At 68.4% G+C, this 21,248-nt stretch carries 21 protein-coding genes; 10 read left to right on the forward strand and 11 right to left on the reverse strand.

Annotated elements, in window-relative coordinates:
• Window positions 1-124 precede the first annotated feature (124 nt).
• The gene (locus DMH03_RS03895) at window positions 125-883 is read left to right on the forward strand and encodes an SDR family NAD(P)-dependent oxidoreductase (protein ID WP_125790611.1); all 759 of its coding nucleotides are present in this window, start codon (window positions 125-127) and stop codon (window positions 881-883) included.
• A gap of 69 nt (window positions 884-952) precedes the next feature.
• On the opposite strand, the gene DMH03_RS03900 is transcribed toward DMH03_RS03895, so the two are convergent.
• From DMH03_RS03900 to DMH03_RS03910, 3 genes are all read right to left on the reverse strand, one after another.
• Window positions 953-1,627, reverse strand: a complete 675-nt coding sequence (locus tag DMH03_RS03900) for a class I SAM-dependent methyltransferase (RefSeq protein WP_125790612.1) — start codon at window positions 1,625-1,627, stop codon at window positions 953-955.
• A gap of 118 nt (window positions 1,628-1,745) precedes the next feature.
• Window positions 1,746-2,354, reverse strand: a complete 609-nt coding sequence (locus DMH03_RS03905) for a PadR family transcriptional regulator (RefSeq protein ID WP_125790613.1) — start codon at window positions 2,352-2,354, stop codon at window positions 1,746-1,748.
• 81 nt (window positions 2,355-2,435) lie between these two features.
• Entirely contained in the window at window positions 2,436-4,082 is a 1,647-nt protein-coding gene (locus DMH03_RS03910; RefSeq protein WP_370310632.1) for a TM0106 family RecB-like putative nuclease, read from the reverse strand.
• A 90-nt stretch (window positions 4,083-4,172) separates the two neighbouring features.
• On the opposite strand from DMH03_RS03910, the gene DMH03_RS03915 reads away from it, so the two are divergent.
• Complete coding sequence (locus tag DMH03_RS03915) at window positions 4,173-4,637, forward strand: DUF6474 family protein (protein ID WP_125781711.1); 465 nt, start codon at window positions 4,173-4,175, stop codon at window positions 4,635-4,637.
• 292 nt (window positions 4,638-4,929) lie between these two features.
• Here the strand turns inward: DMH03_RS03915 and DMH03_RS03920 are convergent, their stop codons facing one another.
• The 4 genes from DMH03_RS03920 to DMH03_RS03935 are packed head-to-tail and all read right to left on the reverse strand — an operon-like array spanning window position 4,930 to window position 8,482.
• On the reverse strand, window positions 4,930-5,889 hold the full coding sequence (locus tag DMH03_RS03920) for a glycine betaine ABC transporter substrate-binding protein (protein WP_125790615.1): 960 nt from the start codon (window positions 5,887-5,889) through the stop codon (window positions 4,930-4,932).
• Window position 5,890: 1 nt separating this feature from the next.
• Window positions 5,891-6,667 (reverse strand): ABC transporter permease, encoded by a 777-nt coding sequence (locus DMH03_RS03925; protein ID WP_125790616.1) that lies wholly within the window; start codon window positions 6,665-6,667, stop codon window positions 5,891-5,893.
• Window positions 6,664-7,848, reverse strand: a complete 1,185-nt coding sequence (locus DMH03_RS03930; RefSeq protein WP_370310633.1) for an ABC transporter ATP-binding protein — start codon at window positions 7,846-7,848, stop codon at window positions 6,664-6,666. The genes DMH03_RS03925 and DMH03_RS03930 overlap by 4 nt, the downstream gene beginning before the upstream one ends.
• Window positions 7,835-8,482 (reverse strand): ABC transporter permease, encoded by a 648-nt coding sequence (locus DMH03_RS03935; protein WP_037308875.1) that lies wholly within the window; start codon window positions 8,480-8,482, stop codon window positions 7,835-7,837. The genes DMH03_RS03930 and DMH03_RS03935 overlap by 14 nt, the downstream gene beginning before the upstream one ends.
• 302 nt (window positions 8,483-8,784) lie before the next feature.
• Between DMH03_RS03935 and DMH03_RS03940 the strand changes: the two genes are divergently transcribed.
• The 5 genes from DMH03_RS03940 to DMH03_RS03960 all read left to right on the forward strand — a co-directional run bounded on the left by DMH03_RS03940 (window position 8,785) and on the right by DMH03_RS03960 (window position 13,899).
• On the forward strand, window positions 8,785-9,273 hold the full coding sequence (locus DMH03_RS03940; RefSeq protein WP_125791526.1) for a hypothetical protein: 489 nt from the start codon (window positions 8,785-8,787) through the stop codon (window positions 9,271-9,273).
• 71 nt (window positions 9,274-9,344) lie between these two features.
• A complete protein-coding gene (locus DMH03_RS03945) occupies window positions 9,345-10,118 on the forward strand; it encodes a YcnI family protein (RefSeq protein ID WP_125790618.1) in 774 nt (257 codons plus the stop codon).
• Window positions 10,119-10,682: a copper resistance CopC family protein gene (locus tag DMH03_RS03950; RefSeq protein WP_125781702.1), complete on the forward strand. Its 564-nt coding sequence runs from the start codon at window positions 10,119-10,121 to the stop codon at window positions 10,680-10,682.
• Window positions 10,679-11,710 (forward strand): copper resistance D family protein, encoded by a 1,032-nt coding sequence (locus DMH03_RS03955; RefSeq protein ID WP_125790619.1) that lies wholly within the window; start codon window positions 10,679-10,681, stop codon window positions 11,708-11,710. Before DMH03_RS03950 ends, DMH03_RS03955 begins: the two co-directional genes overlap by 4 nt.
• A 197-nt stretch (window positions 11,711-11,907) precedes the next feature.
• The gene (locus DMH03_RS03960) at window positions 11,908-13,899 is read left to right on the forward strand and encodes a tetratricopeptide repeat protein (RefSeq protein ID WP_233611266.1); all 1,992 of its coding nucleotides are present in this window, start codon (window positions 11,908-11,910) and stop codon (window positions 13,897-13,899) included.
• A gap of 213 nt (window positions 13,900-14,112) precedes the next feature.
• Here the strand turns inward: DMH03_RS03960 and DMH03_RS03965 are convergent, their stop codons facing one another.
• Window positions 14,113-15,051, reverse strand: coding sequence for a phosphotransferase (locus DMH03_RS03965; protein ID WP_370310634.1), 939 nt, complete (start codon window positions 15,049-15,051; stop codon window positions 14,113-14,115).
• A complete protein-coding gene (locus tag DMH03_RS03970; RefSeq protein WP_199748754.1) occupies window positions 15,011-16,318 on the reverse strand; it encodes a helix-turn-helix transcriptional regulator in 1,308 nt (435 codons plus the stop codon). Before DMH03_RS03970 ends, DMH03_RS03965 begins: the two co-directional genes overlap by 41 nt.
• A gap of 431 nt (window positions 16,319-16,749) precedes the next feature.
• Here DMH03_RS03970 and DMH03_RS03975 point away from each other — a divergent pair, with 431 nt between their 5' ends.
• Both DMH03_RS03975 and DMH03_RS03980 read left to right on the forward strand, forming a co-directional pair.
• Entirely contained in the window at window positions 16,750-17,124 is a 375-nt protein-coding gene (locus tag DMH03_RS03975) for a hypothetical protein (protein ID WP_125781694.1), read from the forward strand.
• 13 nt (window positions 17,125-17,137) lie between these two features.
• Window positions 17,138-17,560 carry a hypothetical protein gene (locus DMH03_RS03980; RefSeq protein ID WP_125790621.1) on the forward strand — a complete coding sequence of 141 codons (423 nt, stop codon included), beginning with the start codon at window positions 17,138-17,140 and terminating at the stop codon, window positions 17,558-17,560.
• A 311-nt stretch (window positions 17,561-17,871) separates the two neighbouring features.
• On the opposite strand, the gene DMH03_RS03985 is transcribed toward DMH03_RS03980, so the two are convergent.
• Complete coding sequence (locus DMH03_RS03985; RefSeq protein ID WP_125790622.1) at window positions 17,872-19,128, reverse strand: MFS transporter; 1,257 nt, start codon at window positions 19,126-19,128, stop codon at window positions 17,872-17,874.
• Window positions 19,121-20,443 carry a GH1 family beta-glucosidase gene (locus DMH03_RS03990; protein ID WP_125790623.1) on the reverse strand — a complete coding sequence of 441 codons (1,323 nt, stop codon included), beginning with the start codon at window positions 20,441-20,443 and terminating at the stop codon, window positions 19,121-19,123. Before DMH03_RS03990 ends, DMH03_RS03985 begins: the two co-directional genes overlap by 8 nt.
• 126 nt (window positions 20,444-20,569) lie before the next feature.
• On the opposite strand from DMH03_RS03990, the gene DMH03_RS03995 reads away from it, so the two are divergent.
• Window positions 20,570-21,214, forward strand: a complete 645-nt coding sequence (locus DMH03_RS03995; protein WP_125790624.1) for a TetR/AcrR family transcriptional regulator — start codon at window positions 20,570-20,572, stop codon at window positions 21,212-21,214.
• Window positions 21,215-21,248 lie beyond the last annotated feature (34 nt).

Here is a 21,248-nt window from a genome sequence, read left to right on the forward strand (position 1 = left end):
GAACGGAACGCTTCAGGCCCGAATACTCCTCACGACATGCTTCGCCTCGACGTGAGCCAACACACGCGCCCCCGATATGCGAACGAGCGTTAACCTGGACCCGGTTGTCGACGAAAGGGAGAACATGCAGATCACCGATACCGCGGCGCTGGTCACGGGTGGCGCGTCCGGGCTCGGCGGCGCGACCGCGAAGGCGCTCGCCGCGAAGGGCGCGCGGGTCTTCGCGCTGGACCTCGCCGGTGCCATCGCGAACGCCGAGCAGGTCGAGAACATCACCTACGTCGAGGCCGATGTCACCGACCCGGAGCAGGTGCGGACGGCCGTCGCGACCGCCGCCGAGTCGGGGGTGCCGCTGCGGACCGTGGTGAACTGCGCCGGGATCGGGCCGTCCGCGCGGATCCTTTCGAAGAAGGGCCCGCACGACCTCGCCCTGTACGCGAAGGTCGTCCAGATCAACCTGATCGGCTCCTTCAACGTGCTGACGCTGGCCGCCGAGGCCATCGCCAAGACCGAGCCGCTGGCCGACAACGCGCGCGGCGTCATCATCAACACCGCGTCGGTCGCCGCCTTCGACGGCCAGATCGGGCAGGTCGCGTACTCGTCGTCCAAGGGCGGCATCGTCGGGATGACCCTGCCCGCCGCGCGCGACCTCGCGTCGCACGGGATCCGGGTGCTGACCATCGCGCCGGGCATCGTCGACACCCCGATGCTGGCGACGGTGAGCGAGGAGTTCCGCGCTTCGCTGGCCGAAGGCGTCCCGTTCCCGAAGCGGCTCGCGCGGCCGGACGAGTACGCGCAGCTCGCGCTGTCGCTGATCGACCACGACTACCTGAACGGCGAAGTCATCCGGATGGACGGCTCGCTGCGCATGGCCCCTCGCTGAGCCTCCCCCGCGTGCGAGGAACGGTCCGTTCCTTGCGAATTTTGCAAGGAACGGACCGTTCATAGCATTTCAGGGGCGGGTGAGACGGACGTCCAGGCCGATCCCGGCGGTGGTGACCGCACACGTCCGGAACGCGGTTTCCGCGACCAGCCCACTGAAGTCGACAGGCGTGTACGCGCGCCGACGCAGTTGGCCGAGCGTCTGCCGGGTCGTCAGAGCGGCCAGTTTGCCGAGCTTCATGCTCGCGACCTCACGCATGATGTCGCCGTCGGTCGCGTCCCGGTTCATGTCCTGCACCACGGCCGTGCCACCCGGACGCAGCACGCGATACATCTCGTCGAGCGACTTCACCGGCCACACGAAGTTCTTGAACGCGGCCTGGCAGACGACGAAGTCGAACGACTCGTCGTCGAACGGCATCGCCGCGACGTCGCCCTCGCGGAACGAAACCTCGACGCCTTCGGTCCGTGCGTATTCGCTCGCGATCTCGACGAAGGTCGGCGCGACGTCCAGTCCGGTGACGGAGAACCCGAGCCGCGCCAGTTCGACGGCGAAGTAGCCGGGGCCGAAGGCGACCTCGAGGATCTTCGCGCCTTCCGCCAGGCCGGCGGTGAGTTCGCGGGCCTGCTTCCGCCAGAGTTCGATCTGCGGTTCGGTGCCGCGCTGCCGGGCGTAGTTCCGCGCCAGCGCGCCGCCCATCTCCGGGATGAGCTTGAACCGCTTCCTGTCCTTGATGTTCGTCATGGTCACTCCAGGTTGGTTTCCCGGAGCCCGGCTATTCTCGAAGTGCCGTCTCGTGGCCGGGTTCCGGTTGCGGGATCGTCACCCCGGCGGGGTGCTGCAACACCTCGCCGGGGTTCTTTCAACGGCCGGTGCTCCCCCTTTCGGCCAACAGGGCCCGCCATTCGGCGAGACCGGGCATGGAGCCGGAAGTCAGTTCCCCGAGGATCGAGCGGACCCACTCGGCTTCCGCCACTCGGATCGCCAGGTGGTACTCGAGCTCGAGCAGCACCAGCCTCGGGATCTCCTCGATGAGCCGCGCCAGTTCGGCGCGGGTCGAGGCGATGTCTTCGTCCAGCGCCGCCAGCCGGGTACGGAAGAGCGCGATGACCTCGTCCGGCCCGAGCCACCCCAGCACCGACAGCCCGGCGACGAACTTCGGCTCCTCCGGCGCGAGTTCGCCGAGCAGTTCACGCAGCCAGTCGAGCATTTCGTCACGGCCGGCGTCGGTGATCCGGTACACCGTGCGTTCGGGGCGAGCGCCCTCGCGGCCGCTCTCGACGGCCTCGATGAAGCCGTGTTTCCGCAGGTTGCCGACGACCGTGTAGAACGAGCCCCATTTGATCCCCATATCGCGGTCCTTGCCGCGACTCTTCAGGATCGAAGCCATTTCGTACGGATGCATCGGGCGCTCGTTCAGCGTCGACAGGATCGCCAACGCCAGCAAATTCCCGACCTTCCGCCGCTTCACGACGCCTCCTCGTTTACGAGTACTCGTCTACGAGTATCCGCAGAAGCGCACTTGATCGCAAGTCGCATGGCGACCGGGAGATCAGAGGTCGTTCATGTACGGCACCGACGTCTGCGCGTGGTCGGTCATCCAGTTCCGCAGCGCGTGCGTCGCCAGGACGTCGTCCTCGTTGTAGCGCAGCAGACGCTCCCGCTGGACGGCGTCCGGGATTCCGCCGTCCATGCCGACTGCGTCGCGGTACCACCTCATCGACGCCTCGCCGCCCGCTTCCGGATCGCGCCACGCGAATCCGGCGACCGGCGCGATCACCTTGAGCCCCTTGCCCTGCGAGCACAGGAACTGGTCGGTGACGCTGCGGAAGAGGTCGATCCACTCCCCGGAGTCCACAAAGGACGCTATCTCGGCCTTCTTGGGCACGCCGGGGTATTCGCCGAACCGGTCGGCGGAACCGAAGAGCCAGCGGTTCTCGGCGAGCGCGTTGTAGCAGTAGGCGCGGAACGTCAGCCCCGCGGCGAGCGTGCGCTCGCGGACTTCGGTGAACCAGGCCCAGAACTCCGCGAACGAGCGAGCCTCGTCCGCGGTCGGCAGCGGCTCCCACGTCGCGAACGCCCGGTAGCCCTGCTCCATCCCGATGTCGGCGCCGGTCAGCAGCGAACCCCACAGGTACGCGCCGGAATCGCCGAAGCTCTCCATGTCGACGTCGACCTCGACGTCACCGCGCGAGACCTCGACGCGGTCGACCTTGCGCACCATCGTGAGGTCGGCGAGCCAGGCGCGCGCGAGGATGATCGCGTCGGCGAAGGTGCCGCCGGTCCAGTTCATCGGCGGGGGTTCGTCGGCCGGATCGAGCGCGGCCAGTTTGTCCACTGTGGACACGCCGGCGCGGCGGAGTTCCATCGCGTCCTCGCCGCGGACGACGAGGCTGACGTCGCGGGTTTCGGTGAGCACGACCTCACAGGTCGGCCACCAGGGGCAGCGCCGGCATTCGAGGACGCGGGACGGTTCGGCGAGCGGTTCTTCGCCTTCGGCGGCCGCGCTCGCGATGGCGAGCCTGTCGGCGAAGCGGCTCTGATACTCCGTCAGCGCGCTCCGGCCGCCCGGCCAGGTGCCCGCGGCCAGGTCGTGCCAGACGACGACGTCCGCGTCGAGTCCGATGACGCCGCCGATGGCACGGTGTCCTTCGTGCTTCCCGAGCGCTTCGAGCATCCGATAGAGGTGCGCGAGCCGCATCTGGTCCCGCGGCTGCGAGCGGACCTTTCGCGCCGGGTCCGGCAACCGGTTCGCCGGGTCGAGGTCGGTCATCACCGTGGTCGGCGCGCCCGAGCCGCGATCGGTGATGCGGTGGCGCACGACCAGCACCGGCACGTAGCCGGCGCCGGTGTGTACGAGGAGCTCGGAACCGCCACGCCGGTGACCGGCGCGATCCACCGGGAGCAGCGCGCCCCAGATGTAGTGCGCTTCGGCGGCGAAGGCCTCTTCGGTGAGCTGCACGCGCTCGGCGGCCGGGAGGTCGCGAGGGATCTTCACCCAGGTCGCGCCGGGTCCCGTCGCGTCCATGAGCTGCCGCACGATCGCGTCGCGATGCGCCGACGCGTCGGCGATCCGCTGCTGCGCGGCCGGGTCGGGCGGGGCGAGCGGGACCTCGCGCATCGCCGGATCGTGTTCGAGGTGCACGCGACGCCGGCAGCGGCTCACCGCTCCCGCGTCCAGTAGCACCTCGTTACTCACGGACAACACTCTAGAAGGCGACCGGCAAGCCGACATGCCCGCCACTTCGGGGACCAGTAAGTTCGTCAGTGACACAGCGTGGGAGGTGCCATGGCGCGCAAGGCCAAAGCCATCGAGGGCGAAGGCAGGTTCACCCCGAAGAAGGCGAAAAACGCCGTCGCGGTGGCCAAAGTGCTCGGTCCGGCCGTACTGCCGGTGATCGCGCCGTACGCCGTTCGAGCGGCGGGTGCCGCACGGGAGCTGTACGACCGTTATCAAGCGAAGAAGCTCGGCGTCGCCATCGACCAGCTCGGCGAGTACAGCGGACGCGGTGCCGCGCTGCACGCGCGGATCGCGGGGCTGACGCAGGGGCTCGCGGAGCTGAAGAGGTCCGCGAAGGCGACAGACGCCGACGCGGCCTTCGCGAAGGACACTCAGGGGACGCTGGAGCAGCTCTCGGCGACCGTTCGCGCTTCGGAGCGGATGCCCGCCGCACGGCGGAAGGCGGCGCACCGGGCCGTCGCCGGGGAGCTGGACCAGCTGGAGGGAAAGCTGCTGCACCGGCTGGGCATCTGACCGCCCTTCGCAGCTCTCGAACGCTAGGAAAGGTCCTTTCCTCGCAAATTTTGCAAGGAAAGGACCTTTCATGGCACGCGGCGAGGGCCCGAAGCGGGCAGTGACGGCGGGCAAACTCAGCCCAGAGGTCTCCCCAAGGGCGCCCCGCGCCCGACGGAGACTTCACCGTCGAGCGCCCTCTTTCGGGCCGAAGGCCCACGGAAACGTGATGAAGGGGCGCCCTCCGCTCCCACCGTGAGGTGGACACGGCACGGGCGCCCCTTCGGCACGTTTGCGTCAGCGCTCGACAGATTTAGCTGATAAACCCTTTCTTCTTCATCCATTCGTAGGCGACTTCGCCCTGGTCACGGCCGTCGACGTCGACCTGTTTGCACAGTTCGATCATCTGCTCGTTGTCGATGGCCGCGCTGACGGCTTCCAGCGGTCCGCGGATTTCCGGGTGCTTGTCGAGGAACTCGGTCCTCAGCGTCGCCACGGCGTTGTACTGCGGGAACGCCTTCTTGTCGTCTTCGAGGACGCGCAGGTTGAGTCCGGCGATCCGGCCGTCGGTGGTGAAGATCTCGCCGATGGGGCAGGTGCCGCTCGCGACGGCCGAGTAGATCGTGCCGATGCCGAAGTTCTTGATCACCGGGTTCTGGAAGCCGTACGCGCGCACGGCGGCGGGGAAACCGTCCTGGCGGCTGGTGAATTCGGTCTCCAGGCAGAAGACGTTCTGGTCGGGCTTCTGTTTGAGGAACGCCGCCAGGTCCGACGTCGTCTTCAGGTTGTTCGCCGCCCCGTAGGCCTCGGTGACCGCGAAGCCGTACTGGTCGTTCAGCGGCGAATAGTTCAGCCAGGAGATGCCGAACTTCGCTTCGTCGGCCGCCTTCGTGGCTTCGTACTGGGCCTGTTCCCCGCCGGGGACGGGGAGTTCGTTGCCCTGGTAGTTGATCCAGCCGGTGCCGGTGTACTCCCACGCGACGTCGGTCTGGCCGGTGAGCAACGCCTGCCGCGACGAGTTCGAGCCCTTGATGTCGGTCAGGTCGATGACGTCCGCGCCCGCCGCGGAAAGCGCCATCTCGGCCATGTAGCCCAGGATGATGTTCTCGGTGAAGTCCTTGGACCCCACCGTCACCTCGACACCCTTGAGCGACTCGATGGGTTTGATCGAACCGGGTTCGATCTTGTACGGCAGCGCGGTGTTGACCTCGAGTCCGCACGCGGAAAGCGTGCCGCACAACAGGACCGCGCCGAGGATCGCCTTGAGCCGCATGTCAGCGCAGTCCCTTCGGTCCGAGGAGTTGTTCCGCCACCGCGCCGAGCCAGTCGACCAGCAGCGCCAGCGCGACGGCGAGCACCGAGCCGGTGATCAGCACCTTCGTCAGGTTGAGCTTGTAGCCGGTGTCGATGAGCAGGCCGAAACCGCCGGCGTTCACGAACATGCCGAAGGTCGCCGTGCCGACGGCCAGCACCAGCGAGGTCCGCAGACCGGCCAGTACCAGCGGGACGGCCAGCGGGAACTCGACCCGCCACAGCACGCCGGTGGCCGACATGCCGATGCCGCGGCCCGCGTCGATCAGGGCGGGGTCGATCTGTTGCAGGCCGACCATCGTGTTCCGCAGCACCGGAAGCAGCGAGTAGAACGCCAGCGGCAGCGCCGCGACCCACAGCCCGCCGGTCGCGCCGGTGACGATGAACCACAGCACCAGCACGCCGAGCGCGGGAGCGGCCTGGCCGATGTTCGCGACGGCCAGGAAGATCGGCGCCGCCCATTTCGCCCATGGCCGCGTCACGAGCACGCCGAGCGGTACCGCCACGGCGACCACGATCGCGGTGACCACGATGGTCATCGCCAGGTGGTCGCGCAGCGCGGTCAGCAGTCCGGCGGCGTTGAGGGTCGCCTTCTCGGTCGCGGTGAGGTCGCTGGTGAACACCCAGATCAGCACGCCGGCGACGATCAGCAGCACCACGGCCGGCTGGGCGAAGAGCCGGACCCGTTCGGCGCTTCTCGACGAGGACTCGGTGGAGAATCCGGTATCGACGGCCGTCATGCGGTCACACCTTCCGCCGGGCTGTCGTCGGAGTGCTCCTCGCGCAACTGCTGGATCGTCGAGATGACGGTGTCGAGCTCGATCGTCCCGGCGTACTCGCCGCGGGCGCCGGTCACCGGGACGCTGCCGCCCTCGGCGAGCATGGCTTCGAGCGCGTCCTGCAGTGTCGACTGGAGGCTGACGTAGTCGCGCAGCGGTTTGCCCGCGGTGGCCAGCGACGTCGCCGCGGTCAGCTCGCGGACGTGCACCCACCGCATCGGACGGCGGCGCTGGTCGAGCACCAGCACGAAATGCTTGCGCTGCTTGGTCAGCTTCTCGCGGACGTCCGACGGCGATTCGCTCACCGTCGCCGTCAGCGCGTCCTGCTTCAGCTCGACGTCGCGGACCCGCAGCAGCGTCAGCTGCTTCAGCGAGGCACCGGCGCCGACGAAACCGGCGACCGTGTCGTCGGCCGGGTTCGCGAGGATCGCGTCCGGGGTGTCGTACTGGAGGATCTTCGACTGGTCGCCGAGCACCGCGATCTTGTCGCCGAGCTTCACGGCCTCGTCGAAGTCGTGGGTGACGAAGACGATCGTCTTCTTCAGTTCGGTCTGGAGCCGCAGCAGTTCGTCCTGCAGGTTGCCGCGGGTGATCGGGTCGACCGCGCCGAACGGTTCGTCCATCAGCAGCACCGGCGGGTCGGCCGCGAGCGCCCGCGCGACACCGACGCGCTGCTGCTGCCCACCGGACAGCTGACGCGGGAACCGGTCGCGGAAATCGGCCGGATCCAGCCCGACCAGGTCCATCATCTCCTCGACCCGGTCGTTGACCTTCTTCTTGTCCCAGCCGAGCAGCCCCGGCACCACCGCGATGTTCTGCGCGACGGTGAAGTGCGGGAAGAGCCCGGCCTGCTGGATCGCGTAGCCGATACGACGGCGCAGGGTGTCGACGTCGAGCTTCAGCGCGTCGTCGCCGCCGATGGTGATGCGGCCCGACGTCGGCTCGATCAGCCGGTTGATCATCCGCATGGTCGTGGTCTTGCCGCAGCCGGACGGGCCGACGAAGACCACGATCTTGCCGGCGGGCACCACCATCGAGAAGTCGTCGACCGCGGGCTCACGGGTGCCGGGGTAGCGCTTCGACACGTTCTCCAGCTGGATTTCGACGCCGGATACGGTTTCAGGAGACTCAGCCACGGACACCCCTAGAGACGGTCAAACGGTTGATCAGGACGTAAACGGCGTCGAGGACCAGTGCGAGGACGACCACACCGAGCGTCCCGGTCAGTGCCTGGTTGAGGGAGTTCGTGCTCCCCGCGTTGGTGAGGCCGGAGAAGACCTCCGAGCCGAGGCCCGGGCCCTTCGCGTAGGCCGCGATGACCGCGATACCCATGAGCATCTGCGTCGCGACCCGCATCCCGGTGAGGATGGCGGGCCAGGCGAGCCGCAGTTCCACCCTGGTCAGCACGCCGAACCGGCTCATGCCGATACCGCGCGCCGCGTCGCTGACCGCTGGATCGACGCCGCCGAGACCGACGATCGTGTTCCGCACGATCGGCAGCAGCGCGTAGAGCACGAGCGCGATGACGGTGGTGTTCACACCGAGGCCGAACACGGGGATGAGCAGCCCCAGTAGTGCGAACGAGGGGACGGTGAGGATCGTGCTCGCCAGCGCCGTGGCCACGGCCGACCCGATCGGGCTGCGGTAGACGGCGACGCCGATCACCACGCCGAGCACGGCGGCGATGATCGTGCACTGCACGACCGCGCTGACATGGAGGAGCCCTTGGAGGGCGAGTCTGTCCCACCGATCCGAGATGTACTCGAAGAGATTCATCGCGTGCTGGTTCTCCCGCCGCCTCTGGGTGAGACTCCTCACCCATTCGGAGTAGCTGTATCGGGAGCCTGACTACCCAAAACCCGCGCGGTCAAACCCCTGTTTACCGCCATTTATCCCGTAAACCTTCCCCATTCGGCCTAAATGGGCAAACGCACGCGCCGTCCCGGCGGTGTCTTTCCCACTGCTCAACAGCCGGGAGGAGATCGACCACGCGGCAGTACGTCGAATACTCTTCACCCGTGAGTAAGGGCAGCCATCACCGAAGCGCGTTACGCGCCGTGCGTGGTGGTTTGCTCGGTGTGAGCTCCGCGGCGCTGGCCGTGACCGCTCACATGATCGGGGACGGCGATCTACCCGATACGGCGATGACGTTGTTGCTCACCGTGCTGATCGGCTGGAACGCCGCCGCGCTCGCCGCGAAGGCGCGCGGGCCGCTGGCCACCATCGTCGATCTCGGCGCCGGTCAGGTCGTGATGCACCTCGTGCTCAGCTCGCTGAGCACCCACGAACCGCACGGCGAACCCGCACCCGTTTCGGGCGGGCTCGCGATGACCGTCGCGCACGTCGTCGCCACGCTGGTCACCGCGGTGCTGCTGGCCAAGGCCGACGGACTGCTGCTCGGCGTCCTCGCCTGCCTGCGCGCGCTGGTGCCGTTCATCCTCAACGCGCTCCCGGTGCCCGCCGCGGTGGCGTCGCCGGTGCTTGGCCGTCCGGCGGGTCCCGGTCATCTCGTCGGCGTGGACCTCCGCCGGGTCCACGGCAGGCGCGGCCCGCCGCTGTTCTCCTGAACCCAGCTCATCCCCCCGTAATCGGCGAGGCCCCCGAGCCCGCCGTCTCGAACCACGTTCAGGAGTACTTCGTGTCCAAGCACGTCTTCAAGCGAGCCGGTTTCCTGGCCGCCGCCATCGGTGCCGCCGGGCTGCTCTCGGCCGGGGTCGCCTCGGCCCACGTCACCGCCAACGTCTACGGCCCCGAGCCGTCGAAGGGCGGCTTCACGTCGATCTTCTTCCGCGTCCCCAACGAGGAGAAGGACGCCGGCACGGTCAAGGTCGAGATCACCCTCAAGCCCGAGTACGCGCTCAGCTCCGTGCGCACCAAGCCGATCCCCGGCTGGAAGGCCGAGGTCGTCAAGTCCAAACTGCCCGCGCCGGTGACCACCGACTCCGGTACGCAGATCACCGAAGCCGTCACCAAGGTCTCCTGGACCGCGGAGCCCGGCACCAAGATCGCCGCCGGTTCGACGGAGTTCCAGGAGTTCCAGATCAGCGCCGGCCAGCTCCCCTCCAACGTCGACACGGTGGAGTTCCCCGCCACCCAGACGTACGAGAACGGCAAGGTCGTCGAGTGGAACCAGCCGACCCCGGCCTCGGGTGAGGAGCCGGAGCACCCCGCCCCGGCGTTGAAGCTCGCCGAGAAGAAGAAGGACGGGCACGGCGGCGCCCACGGCTCCGACGCGAAGGCCTCCGAGGAATCCCACGCCGCGTCCTCGTCTTCCGACAACACCGCCCGCTGGCTCGGCGGCGCCGGCCTGGTCGTCGGCGCGCTCGGCCTCGGCGTCGGCGCCGGTGCCACCCTGCGCGCCCGCCGCGCCACCGCCGTTTCGAGCAAGAGCAACACCGAGGGAACCGAGTAAATGCGTAAAGCGATCGTCGCGCTGGCGATCACCGGGGTGGCGTGGCTCGCCACCGCCACCCCGGCGCTGGCGCACAACGTCCTGATCTCCTCGGACCCGGCGAAGGGCGCTTCGCTCGCCGCCGGGCCCGCGAAGGTCACGCTCACGTTCGATCAGTACGTCCAGAACGCGAACGTCAACCAGATCGCGGTCATCGGACCGGGCGGCGGCCAGTGGGCCGAAGGCCAGGTCGAGGTCCGCGACAGCGTCGTGACCGTGCCGCTGCGGCCGCTCGGCCCGGCGGGCGAGTACAAGATCGGCTACCGGATCCTGTCCGCGGACGGGCACGCCGTGACCGGTGAGGTGCCGTTCACCCTCACCGCCGCGGGCACCGGGACCCCGGCGAGCGCCGACGCCGCGCGCAGCAACGCCGGCCAAGCCGAGACGACCCCCGCGACGGGTGGCGAAAACTCGTCTGGGGTGCCGATCTGGGTGTGGATCGCGGGTGCCGTCGTGCTGCTCGCCGTCGGACTGACCGTCGCACTGCGCACCGGCGCGGGTGACAAGGAGAAGAGCGGCTCATGACACAGGCCGAGACCACCTCGCGTACTCGCGTCGCCGTCCTGTTCTGCCTGGTGGCGGCGGGCATCGTCGGCGCCCTGATCGGCGTCGCGCTGACGGCCACGGCCCCGGTGCCCGGGGTCGCGCAGGTCAGCGAGGTGGTCTCGGTCTCCATCCCGATCGTGCGGGTGCTGCTGGACATCTCGGCCGTCGCCACGATCGGGCTGGCGCTGCTTTCGGTACTGGTCGGCTACGACCGGCCGAAGCTCTCCGAGCCGATCATGCGGATCGCGCGGCCCGCGAGCGTCGCGGCCGCGCTGGTCTGGGCGACCACCGCGCTCGTCGCGCTGATCCTGCAGACCGCCGAATACCGGCCGGGTTCCAGCACGCTGTCGATGTCGGATGTCGGGAGCTACATCGCCGACGTCGGCGCCGGGAAGGCGCTGCTGATCGTCGCGGTGCTGGCCCTGCTGCACGCGGGGCTCGGCGTCCTCGCGCTGAAACACGGCGAGAAGGTGCCCGCGGAGGTCCGCGTCGGGCTTGGCCTGTTCGCGCTGCTGCCGCTGCCGGTCACCGGGCACGCGTCGAACTGGAACTACCACGACTACACGATGATCTCGATGGAACTGCACGTGATGAGCGCCGTCGCCTGGACCGGCGGGCTCGGCGCGATGACGGTGCTGCTCATCGGGAACCGGACGCTGCTGGCGCACGCGCTGCCGCGGTTCTCCAAACTCGCGACCCTGTGCCTGATCCTCGGCGCGGCGACCGGGCTGTTCAACGGGCTGATCGAGATCTCGCTCAACCCGTCGCTCGGCTTCTGGGAAGGCGTCTTCACCACGCCGTACGGGCAACTGGTGCTGCTGAAACTGTTGTGCACCGGTGTGATCGCGGGCCTCGGCGCCTACACACGCTGGAAGCTGATGCCGCAGATCGTGCGGCACAACCGCACGGCGCTGGCCGCGTGGGCGACGCTGGAACTGACGGTGATGGGGCTCGCGTTCGGCTTCGCCGTCGTCCTCACGCGAGCCCCGGTCGTCCCGACGACATAGCTGTTACGCGCTTTGCTCCATCCGGCCGCATTTGACCGGTTTCCCTGTCCTCTCCGGACCTTCACCGGGATGCTCTACGCGATCGCTGGGATCGACCCGAAGAGGGGAAGTAGATGGGCGGCCCGTTGCCGGGTGAAAGTGAAGTCAGCACGCCACAGGTACCGCGCCAGCGATCGGCGGTCCGGCTCACCAGACAGGTGAGTTCGGGGCCACGGCAGCTTCCGCCCGTACCCGCCCATTTCACCAACCGCACGGCCGAGCTCGCGCTGCTCGAACGACTGCTGACCGAGAACGACACCGCCGGACCGGCGGTGCACCTGATCAGCGGTCAGGGCGGGATCGGGAAGACGGCGCTGGCCACCGCGTGGGGCCGTCACCTCGGTGACCGGTTCCCGGACGGGCACCTGTGGGCGGATCTCGGCGGGTTCAGTACCAACGGCCCGCTCTCCGCGAGCGAAGCACTCGGCCGGTTCCTCCGTGCCTTGGGTGTCCCGCCGGAAGGGCTGCCAGGAGACGTCGAGGAACTCACCGCCCTCTATCGCACGACGACCGCCGAGCGGCCGCTGCTCGTGCTGCTCGACAACGCGGCGTCGACCGAGCAGGTACTGCCCCTGCTGCCCACCGGTGGGGAAAGCCTCGTGATCGTGACCTCCAGACGCCGCTTGGGCAGGCTCCAGGCCGAACATCGCGCGAAGCTGGTCGAGCTGGCGCCCTTCGGTTCCGCGCACAGCGCCGAACTGCTGGGCCGCGCGGTCGGCGCGGAGCGGGTCGGCGCCGAAGCCGCACAGGCCCGGACCATCGCCGAGCTGTGCGGCGGCCTGCCGATCGCGCTCACCACGGTCAGCGCCAAGCTCGCCGGACGACCGAAAATGTCGCTGGAGAAGATCGCCTCCGAACTGGGGAAGGAATATCGTCGACTGGCCACGCTCTCGACGAAAGAGGCGCAATCGGTGGAAGCCAGCTTCAACCTCTCCTATGACGAACTCCCCTCCGACGCGGCCGCGCTGTACGCGGCGCTCGGGCTGCATCCCGGCCCCGACTTCGGCGTCGGCGTGGCGGCCGCGTCGATCGCCGTGCGCGAGGAGGTGGCCGACGACCTGCTGGACCAGCTCGTCGACGTCGGGCTGCTGATCGACCGCGGCGACGACCGGTACACCTTCCACGATCTCGCGCGGTTGCACGCCAAGGAGAAGACGGCGGGCAACGAGTACGACCGCGACATCGCCGTTCGCCGCATGCTGGAGTGGTACCTCTTCACCGCCTCCGCGACGGCGGGCCTGACCACGCCCGATCAGGAGCCGATCCCGTACCGGTACGAGTACCGGCCGTCGGCGCGGGCGTCGTTCGACAGTGACCAAGAGGCACTCGACTGGCTGGAGCTGGAGCGCGAGAACCTCATCGCCGCGGTCGAGACGGCGCATGACTGGGAGCTGCCGGAACTCGGCTGGCAGCTGGCCGCCGCGATGTGGCCGCTGTTCCTGTTCCGCAAGCACTATCCGGACTACCTGCGGGTGAGCGAGATCGGCGCCCGGTGCGCGAAGGCGTGGGGCAACGCCTCCGCGGAGGCGTTGATGCGGAACCGCGCCGGCGCCGCGTGCCGTGCCACCGGACGCTACGACGAAGCCGTCCGGAACTATCTGGCCGGCCGCGAAGCCGCCCGGAACGCGGACGACAGCGTCGTCGAGATCCGTTCGGTGGAAGGGCTCGGCCTGGTCGCGTTGCAGCAGGGCAGGCTCGACGACGCGATCGAGTGGTTCACCGAGGACCTCCTGCTCGGTGAACGGCAGGAACGTCCGCACGACATCGGGCTGGCGCTGATCAACCTCGGCGCGACCCGCGTCCGCGCCGGACGGCCCGAAGCCGCGATCGCCGACCTCACCCGCGCTCGCGACATCCTCGACGGCGACGACTACAACGTGGCCCGCGCCCGGATCGAACTCGCCCGCGCCCTCACGGTCACCGGGGATCTCGCGGCCGCACGGGCCGAACTCGAACCCGCCCGCGCCACCATGGAGGCGCGGGGATCGAGGTTCGAGGTGGCCAGGACGCTGGCCGCGTTCGGCGAGATCGCCGAGGCGGACGGCGATCGGGACCGAGCCAGGGGCCTCTACGACCAGGCGTTGCCGATTTTCGTCGGCCTCGGCCGTCCGGAGGCGGACGCTCTGCGTACGCGTTTGGAACAACTGTGACCCCGAAGGCCCCGATCGGTGCCCAGCAAGCAGGTGAACGCTCCGCGCCGAATAACACAGCGTAGCTGCAAGTTGCACATTTGGGGGAGCATTGGGCCGGGAGAAGTGATTAGCCCGGGCGAATTCGTCACCGATTGATCGGCGAATTCGGGCAAGCGGCGAACGGTCATTCGCCGTCGGCGAATGCACGTGCAGATCCCTTTCCCGGGTGAGTCACCGATAGCGGTTCCAGCGTGCGCCGGTACGCCCGTTCCGGAGATCGTCCAACCGTTTCCGCAGCTCATCCCGTACGCCGGGATGACTGCGGAGAATCGGGAGCACACTCGTGGTGAGCTTGAGCTCACGGATAGCGCGCAGTACCGAGAACCCGGACCACGTGGTCACGTCGAATCCGTACCGCTGCGCGAACACGCGATAGCGGGCCGGTGGATCACCGAACCGTTCACGGCCGACGGCGAGCGGCGTCAGATCCCATTCCGGCGGCCCGACACAGGACGAATCGAAATCGCACAGCACCGGCCCATCGGGCCCGTGGATCACATTCCCGGTGTGCGCGTCCCCGTGGACGAGGCCACGGGGCAGGGGGAAGTCGAGCGTCGCGAGGGCGCCTTCGACCTCGGCGCAGCGTTCCAGCAGGAACCGCCGGTCGCCCTCGTTCAGCTCCTCGGCGTCCGAGACCCTGGCGCGGACCGCGGCGAACGGCGCCCATTCGGCGAGACCCTCGGGTGGTTCGAGATCGTGGACGCGGCGCAGCAGCGCGGCGAGGTCGGCCGACTTCGCCTTCCGGCCGCTCGCCGTCACCTTCCACCACACCGTCACGAGCTGCTCGCCGACCGGCAACGGCTGGTCGAGGCCGGAAACCAGGCGGATGGCGGGCACGTCGTGCCGTTCGAAGTGCCGGGCGACCCGCACGACCGTCCCGACGCGGTGCCGCAGCCGGGTGGAGCCGACGATCCGGACGACGAACGGCGCGCTCGCCAGCTCGTAGACGGCGTTGTTGGTGAACCTCAGCAGCCGGGCGCCTTCGGGGTCCACGCCCAGCAGATCGCACGTCCGCCCGAGGGCGTCGCGCAGGATTTCGGGCGTGAACCGGCCGCCCGGGCCGGTCGGCTCAGGCGGCGTAGAACGAGTTGAGGCGGTCGGCGAGGTCACGGGCGTCGGCGTTGTTCCGGCGGCGTTCCGCCTCGACCTGCAGGGGCCGCATCCGGTCCTTCACCCGCTCCGACTTGATGCCCTCGGCGCAGTCGATGGCCTTCGAACCCACCTTCGAACCGTGGTCGAGATCGCCTTCGAGCAGGTGGTTCGTGGCCAAGGCGCTGAGCATGAACGTCTTGCTGCGGGCCATGTCGTCGGTGTAGGACTCGACGGCCTTCGTCAGGGCCGGGATCGCGTACTTGGTGTGCTCGGCGTTCTTCTCGGCGAGCACTGTGTGCACGGTGCCGATCATCGCGTAGACGTCGGTCTCGGTGAAGAACTTGACCCAGGACTCGGCCTCGGCCAGATCGGCGCGGGCGAACTCGTCCTTGCTCCGGCCGAGCAGCTTCGTGGCCTGCTCCTCGTTGCCCATCATCGCGTAGGCCCACGCCTCGTTGGCGCAGAGCACGGCGACCGCCAGTTCGGAGCCCGATTCCTGGGCGGCGATCTGGCCGAGCTGGAACAGTTTCAACGCGTCGTTGGGGGCGTCGTTGTGCAGGTAGACCCGGCCCATCCGGTACAGCACGTTGGCCACCAGCGGATGACTGTCGCCCTGTTTGGCCAGGTCCAGCGCGTTCGCGAAATGCCCGCGCGCGGAATCCATGAGGCCGGTGTCGAAGGAGGTCCAACCGGCCAGGCTGTGCAGGTCGGCGAGCGCGACGTACAGCCGGTTCTTGACCGGCTCGGTGCCGGTGGATTCGAGCATCTGCTGTCCCCAGGACAGCTGGGCGACCACGGCGTCGCGGCAGAAACCGCCGCCGTACTGGTAATCGAGGGAACGGAGGGCTCTGGTCGCGGCTTCCACCTGGCGGACGTCGGTCATGCCGATCCGCCCGGGGGCGGGCGTCTTCGCCGGTCCGGCCGACCACGTGCCCGATTCGGGACCGAACACCGCCGCACCCATCGTGACCTGGGCGGCGTGCGCGAGGAACCTCCGTCGCTTCACGGACTCGTCCTCCTCCGCCTGCTGGCCGTCGGCAGCACCGACGACCTTTATCGCTGTCGCCTCGTCATAGGCGAGACCCATGTATCCCCTGGGGACACCAAGGCCGTCAGCGATGCGGGTGAGCACGTCGTACGCCATCACCTGGCGACCCTTGAGGATCTCGGACACCTCGGACTGCGACTGGCCGGTCATCGCGGCGATCTGACGCTGCGAAACACCGTGCTTGCGCAACAGCCGGTACACGGAGGAGATCTCCCGTGTGGCCAGTGCGGCTCGCATCTCCGGCTGCTCCCAGGCATCCGGCGGCACGGGGTGGCTCTGCCTGCCCGAAGCACCTGAAGCGCCTACTGCGTCCGAGCCGGCGACAGCGCCGCCACCGATACTGGCGTCCATTGCGCCCCCTCACAGTTCCGTTGGGGTCGAGAAACAGCGTAAGCACACCTATTCAACCGTGTGAAACACCGGATTGCCCGTCGTGATCGGCCCGGCAGAAGTCGTTTGACCGCTTACCGTGAAACCTCGTCCGGTCACCGCTATGACGGCGGTTCGACCTTCTATCGCACTCGGTTTCACATCACTGTAGTTGTCAGATCTCCGTGACCGACTCGCCACCGGCAGCGATCACAGAGAGCTACCAAGTCTCCGAACCCCCGCAGGGTGCGGACACGCGGAACGAAGACGACGTGGAACGAGAGAGCGGAGAAGAGCCAGTGGAGTTCGTGGACTCGATCGCAACAGGCTCCATCACCGCGGGACGGCCCGGTATGGCCACGCGCCACCTGCGTGCGGCCGGCCCCGCCGGTCAGCAGCCGGTCGCGGTCGCCCCCGGCGTCAACCGGCCGGTCTCCCCTTCCGCCCCGGTCGACCCCCGTACCGCGAGTGTGCGCCGTTACGAAGGCGGACAGCTGGTCTGGCGGGTGCAGTGCGGCGATCTCATCAGCCGCGAACGCGCCGTCACCGTGTTCGTCGAAGACAACCAGGTGGTTCTCGTCTCGCCGCCGGGAGAGACCGCGCGCATGACGTCCGGCCAGCTCGGCCAGCTCAGGGCAGCGCTCAACGAAGCCGCCAAAATGGCGGAAAGGTAACGGTGAGTTCTCCGTGGATCAGGTCCTAGGGCAAGTCCTCCGCAACGCGGTTTGGGAACGCCTCGACATGCTCTCCGATCTCGCGAACCGGGCCGACGCACAGTCGCTCGTCTCGGTCGCCCGCTCGGAGCTCCCCCGCCTGACCGAAGGCTGGCGCGCGATGCTTCAGGCGCACGAGCCCGACGAGCGGGGCGACTGCCCCACCTGCTCGACCCGCTGGCACCGGTGCAAGGCCCCCTGCTCGGTATGGCAGGTCGCGCACGAACACCTGGTCGCCGGCGGCCTCGCCCCCCAGCACACCGCGGCCTCCCAGGACCACCGGCGCGAAGCCCGCCGCCGTGTTCCCGGGCAGACCAGGGTGAGCGCCGCCGAAACCACCGGCAGGCACGCGCTGGTCAACCCGCGCCGTCCGGCCATCGGCGGCGTGCACATCTAGAAGGCCGGCGAGTGAACGGCGGTCCGAGCGCCCCCTCGGCAACCACGCCACGATCTCGCCTTCGCCGGCGGCGGTTCGCGCGTACCCCCGAACGCGACGAGCCGCTCTCGGTAATCACTCCGGTCCCCACCGCGATTAATCGAAAAATCTCGGCAGAACACCTAGCGAAGGCAGTAATCGGTCGCTAGGTTGATGATCACAAACGCAGCGCGATACCTGCCCCGGAGCGCGCTGCCATCCCCCGAACCCCGCGGGCCGGTGCCGTTGCACTCCCCTCCCCCGACCGGCACCGGTCCGCGGTCTCCAACGTTCTAGCTGACGCCCTTCACCCGCGTGACCAGCACCGCGGCGAGGACGGTGGACAGCGCCGAAGCCGCGAAGAGGCTCGGATATCCGCCCAGGTAAGCCAAAATCGGCGCGGTCAGCATCGGCGCCACCACCTGCGGCAGCGAGTTCGCGATGTTGATGACGCCGAGATCCTTCGCCCGGTCCTGTGCGGCGGGCAGCACCTGCGTGAGCATCGCGAGCGCGACGGCCATGTACGCGCCGAAACCGACGCCCAGCAACGGTGACGCCGCGAGTGCGGCCGTCCAGTTCTGCCACACGACCAGCAGCAGCGCGGCGGCGGCCATCACCGCGGACGCGGCGAAGACGTAAGGCTTGCGCCGTCCCGACTTGTCGGAGAAGTGCCCGGCGATGAGCGCGCCGACGATGAGGGCGGCACCGTAGAGCCCCATCATGATCAGCAGCCCGGTGTCCGGATCTTCGTAGCGCACCGCGTCTTTCAAGAAGAACAACAGGTACAGCGTCCCGAAGGCGTTGCCGAGGTTGATCATGAAGTGGCAGGCCCACGCCCAGGCGAAGTCGGGATGCTTGCGGGGCGAGATCCACAAGTTCGCCAGTACGTCCTTGGCCCTGGCCGACGGCCGGTACGCGACCGGCAGCCGCGCGTCCGGCGTGCGCAGGACGAAGGCCGCCGCGCCGGCCAGCACGATGGCCGCGCACACCGCGTAACCCAGCGGGAGACCGGCGAGGTCGAGCATCACCACGACCACCACGGCGCCGAGCACGGTCCCGAGCATCTGGGCGATGCCGACCAGCCCGCCGACCTGCGCGCGCTGCGGCACGGGCACCCGGTCCGCGATGGCCGAGACCAGCATCGCGAGCATTCCGTTCAGTCCCGCCTGGACCAGGCACCAGCCGAACACCATGACCGCGACGTTCGGCGCGAACGCGAGGACGAGCAGCCCGATCGCGGCGACCGCCGCCCCGGCCGCCGTCCACGGATGACGGCGGCCGCGGGCGGAACAGGTGCGGTCCGACAGGAGGCCGACGGCCGGGTTGGCGATCAGCGCGACGACGACGCCGATGCCGGTGACCAGGCTGAACACCGCTTCCTTGTTGGCCGCGTCCAGCAGTTCGGCCTGTTTCGGCAGGAGAACTTGGATGGGCGCGTAGACGCCGAGCCAGAGCGCGATGTTCGCGAAGAACAGCAGGCTCATCCAGCCGGCGCGGACCCTGGTGACCGGTTCCGCGAGCGCCTCGGGCAGTTCCCTGACCTCACTCATGGCGGATCAGTTTTCGGTACCAGCCGAAGGAATCCTTCGGTGTCCGCTTCAGCGTCTCGTAGTCGATGTGCACCAGGCCGAACCGCGGCTGGTAGCCCTTCGACCATTCGAAGTTGTCCATCAGCGACCAGACGAAGTACCCGCGGATGTCGACTCCTGCGTCCATCGCTTCGCGCACCGCGACCAGGTGGCTGTCGAGGAAGTCGATGCGCTCCTGATCGTGGACCTGCCCGTCCTCGGCGACGAGGTCGTCGAAACTGCACCCGTTCTCGGTGATGTAAACGGGCGGGAGGTGCTCGCGGTAGCGCTCGTGGAAGCCGATGAGCAGTTCGCGCAGACCGTGCGGGACGATCGGGGAATCGTTGGTGGTCATGGGATAGCCCTCGATCGCGCGAAGCTCGAAGGGCAGCGGATTGCCCTCGCCCGGCGCCGCGACACCCTGCGGCTCGTAGTAGTTCACGCCGTAGAAGTCGAGCGGCTGCGCGATCGTGGGCAGATCGTCGGCGAAGCCCGCCGGGAGATGTTCGACGACTTGTTCGGGATAACGGCCCAGCAGCACCGGATCCGCGTAAGTGCGATTGATGAGAGCGTCGATCCATTCGCCCGCGGCCTTGTCCTCCGTCGAATCGGAGGCTGGCCAGATCGGCGAATGATTGTTGGCCGTGCCGACACTGCGGGCGCCTGCCGCGCGGAGGGCCTGGACGGCGAGACCGTGCGCGAGATTCTGGTAGTGCGCGGTGGGCAAGGCGTCGAGCAGGAGTGTCTTGCCCGGCGCGTATTCGCCGATCGCGTAGCCGAAGATCGACATGACCATCGGCTCGTTGAGCGGGATCCACATTTTCACCCGATCGGAGAACCGCTCGCCCAGGATGGCGGCGTACTCCGCGAAGCGTTCGGCGGTATCACGGGAGAGCCAGCCACCCTTGTCCTCGAGCGCCTGCGGGAGGTCCCAATGGAACAGCGTCCCCGTCGGCGCGATACCGGCGGCACAGACCTCGTCGATGAGTTCGTCATAGAAGGCAAGGCCTTCGGCGTTGGGCTTGCCTTCACCGTCGGGCTGGATCCTGGGCCAGGCGAAGGACATGCGGTAGGCGCCGACGCCGAGTTCGGCCATCAGCGCGATGTCCTCGGAGTAGCGGTGGAAGTGATCGGCCGCTACCTTGGCGTGCTCAGCCCGCGCGATCTTTCCCGCTGTTTCGGTGAAAGTGTCCCAAATGGACTGTCCTCGGCCGCCTTCCCCGGTCGCCCCCTCGATCTGGAAGGCGGAGGTCGAAACACCCCACAGGAATTCGGACGGGAAGGTCGGATTCTCCACCGGCGGCACACCTTTCCTCTTCAGACTCGGCCGAACATGAAAAGTTCTCAGATACTATGCCTTCACTCGACCGGGGGGAACCCTGTCGGCACGATAAAGTCGCAGATCAGCGAAGGAGGAGCCCGAGTGTCCGACATCCAGGCCGCGAAATCACCAGCGGAGACCACTCCGCTCCGGCGGCAGCCCGTCCAGCAGCGCAGCGCCAAGCGGGTGGAGCAGATGCTCGACGCCAGCGCCCAGCTGATCGACGAACTCGGTTACGACGCACTGACGACCACGCTGATCGCGAAGCGCGCCGGGGTGGCCGTCGGTTCGCTGTACCAGTTCTTCCCCGACAAGCGGGCCGTGGTGCAGGCGCTGACGCAACGGAACCTCGAACGCTTCGTCGCCTCGGTGTCGGAAACACTGAACGAGCTCGCGCCCGAACACTGGTGGGACGTCGTGGACTCGATCCTCGACATCTACCTCGCCATGCACCGCGAGGTCCCCGGCTTCTCGAAGGTCCACTTCGGTGACGTCGTCGACCGGCAGCTCTTGGACGAGACCCGCGACAACAACGCCGTCATCGTCGACGCGCTCACCGACGTGCTCTCCGCGCGGATCCAGTCGCCGCCGGACGACATCCGGTTCGCTTTGACGATCGCAAACGAGACGGCCGACGCGTTGCTGAAGCTGGCGTTCCGCCGCGACCCGCGGGGGGACGAGCGGATCGTGGCGGAGGCGAAGTCGGTGGTGAAGGGGTATCTGGCGAGCAAGTTCGGGGAAGCCTGAGGGTTTCTCCGGCTGCGTTCGGCCCCGCTCGCTC

The sequence above is a fragment of the Amycolatopsis sp. WAC 01376 genome (assembly GCF_003947415.1).
In the GTDB taxonomy this organism is placed as follows: domain Bacteria; phylum Actinomycetota; class Actinomycetes; order Mycobacteriales; family Pseudonocardiaceae; genus Amycolatopsis.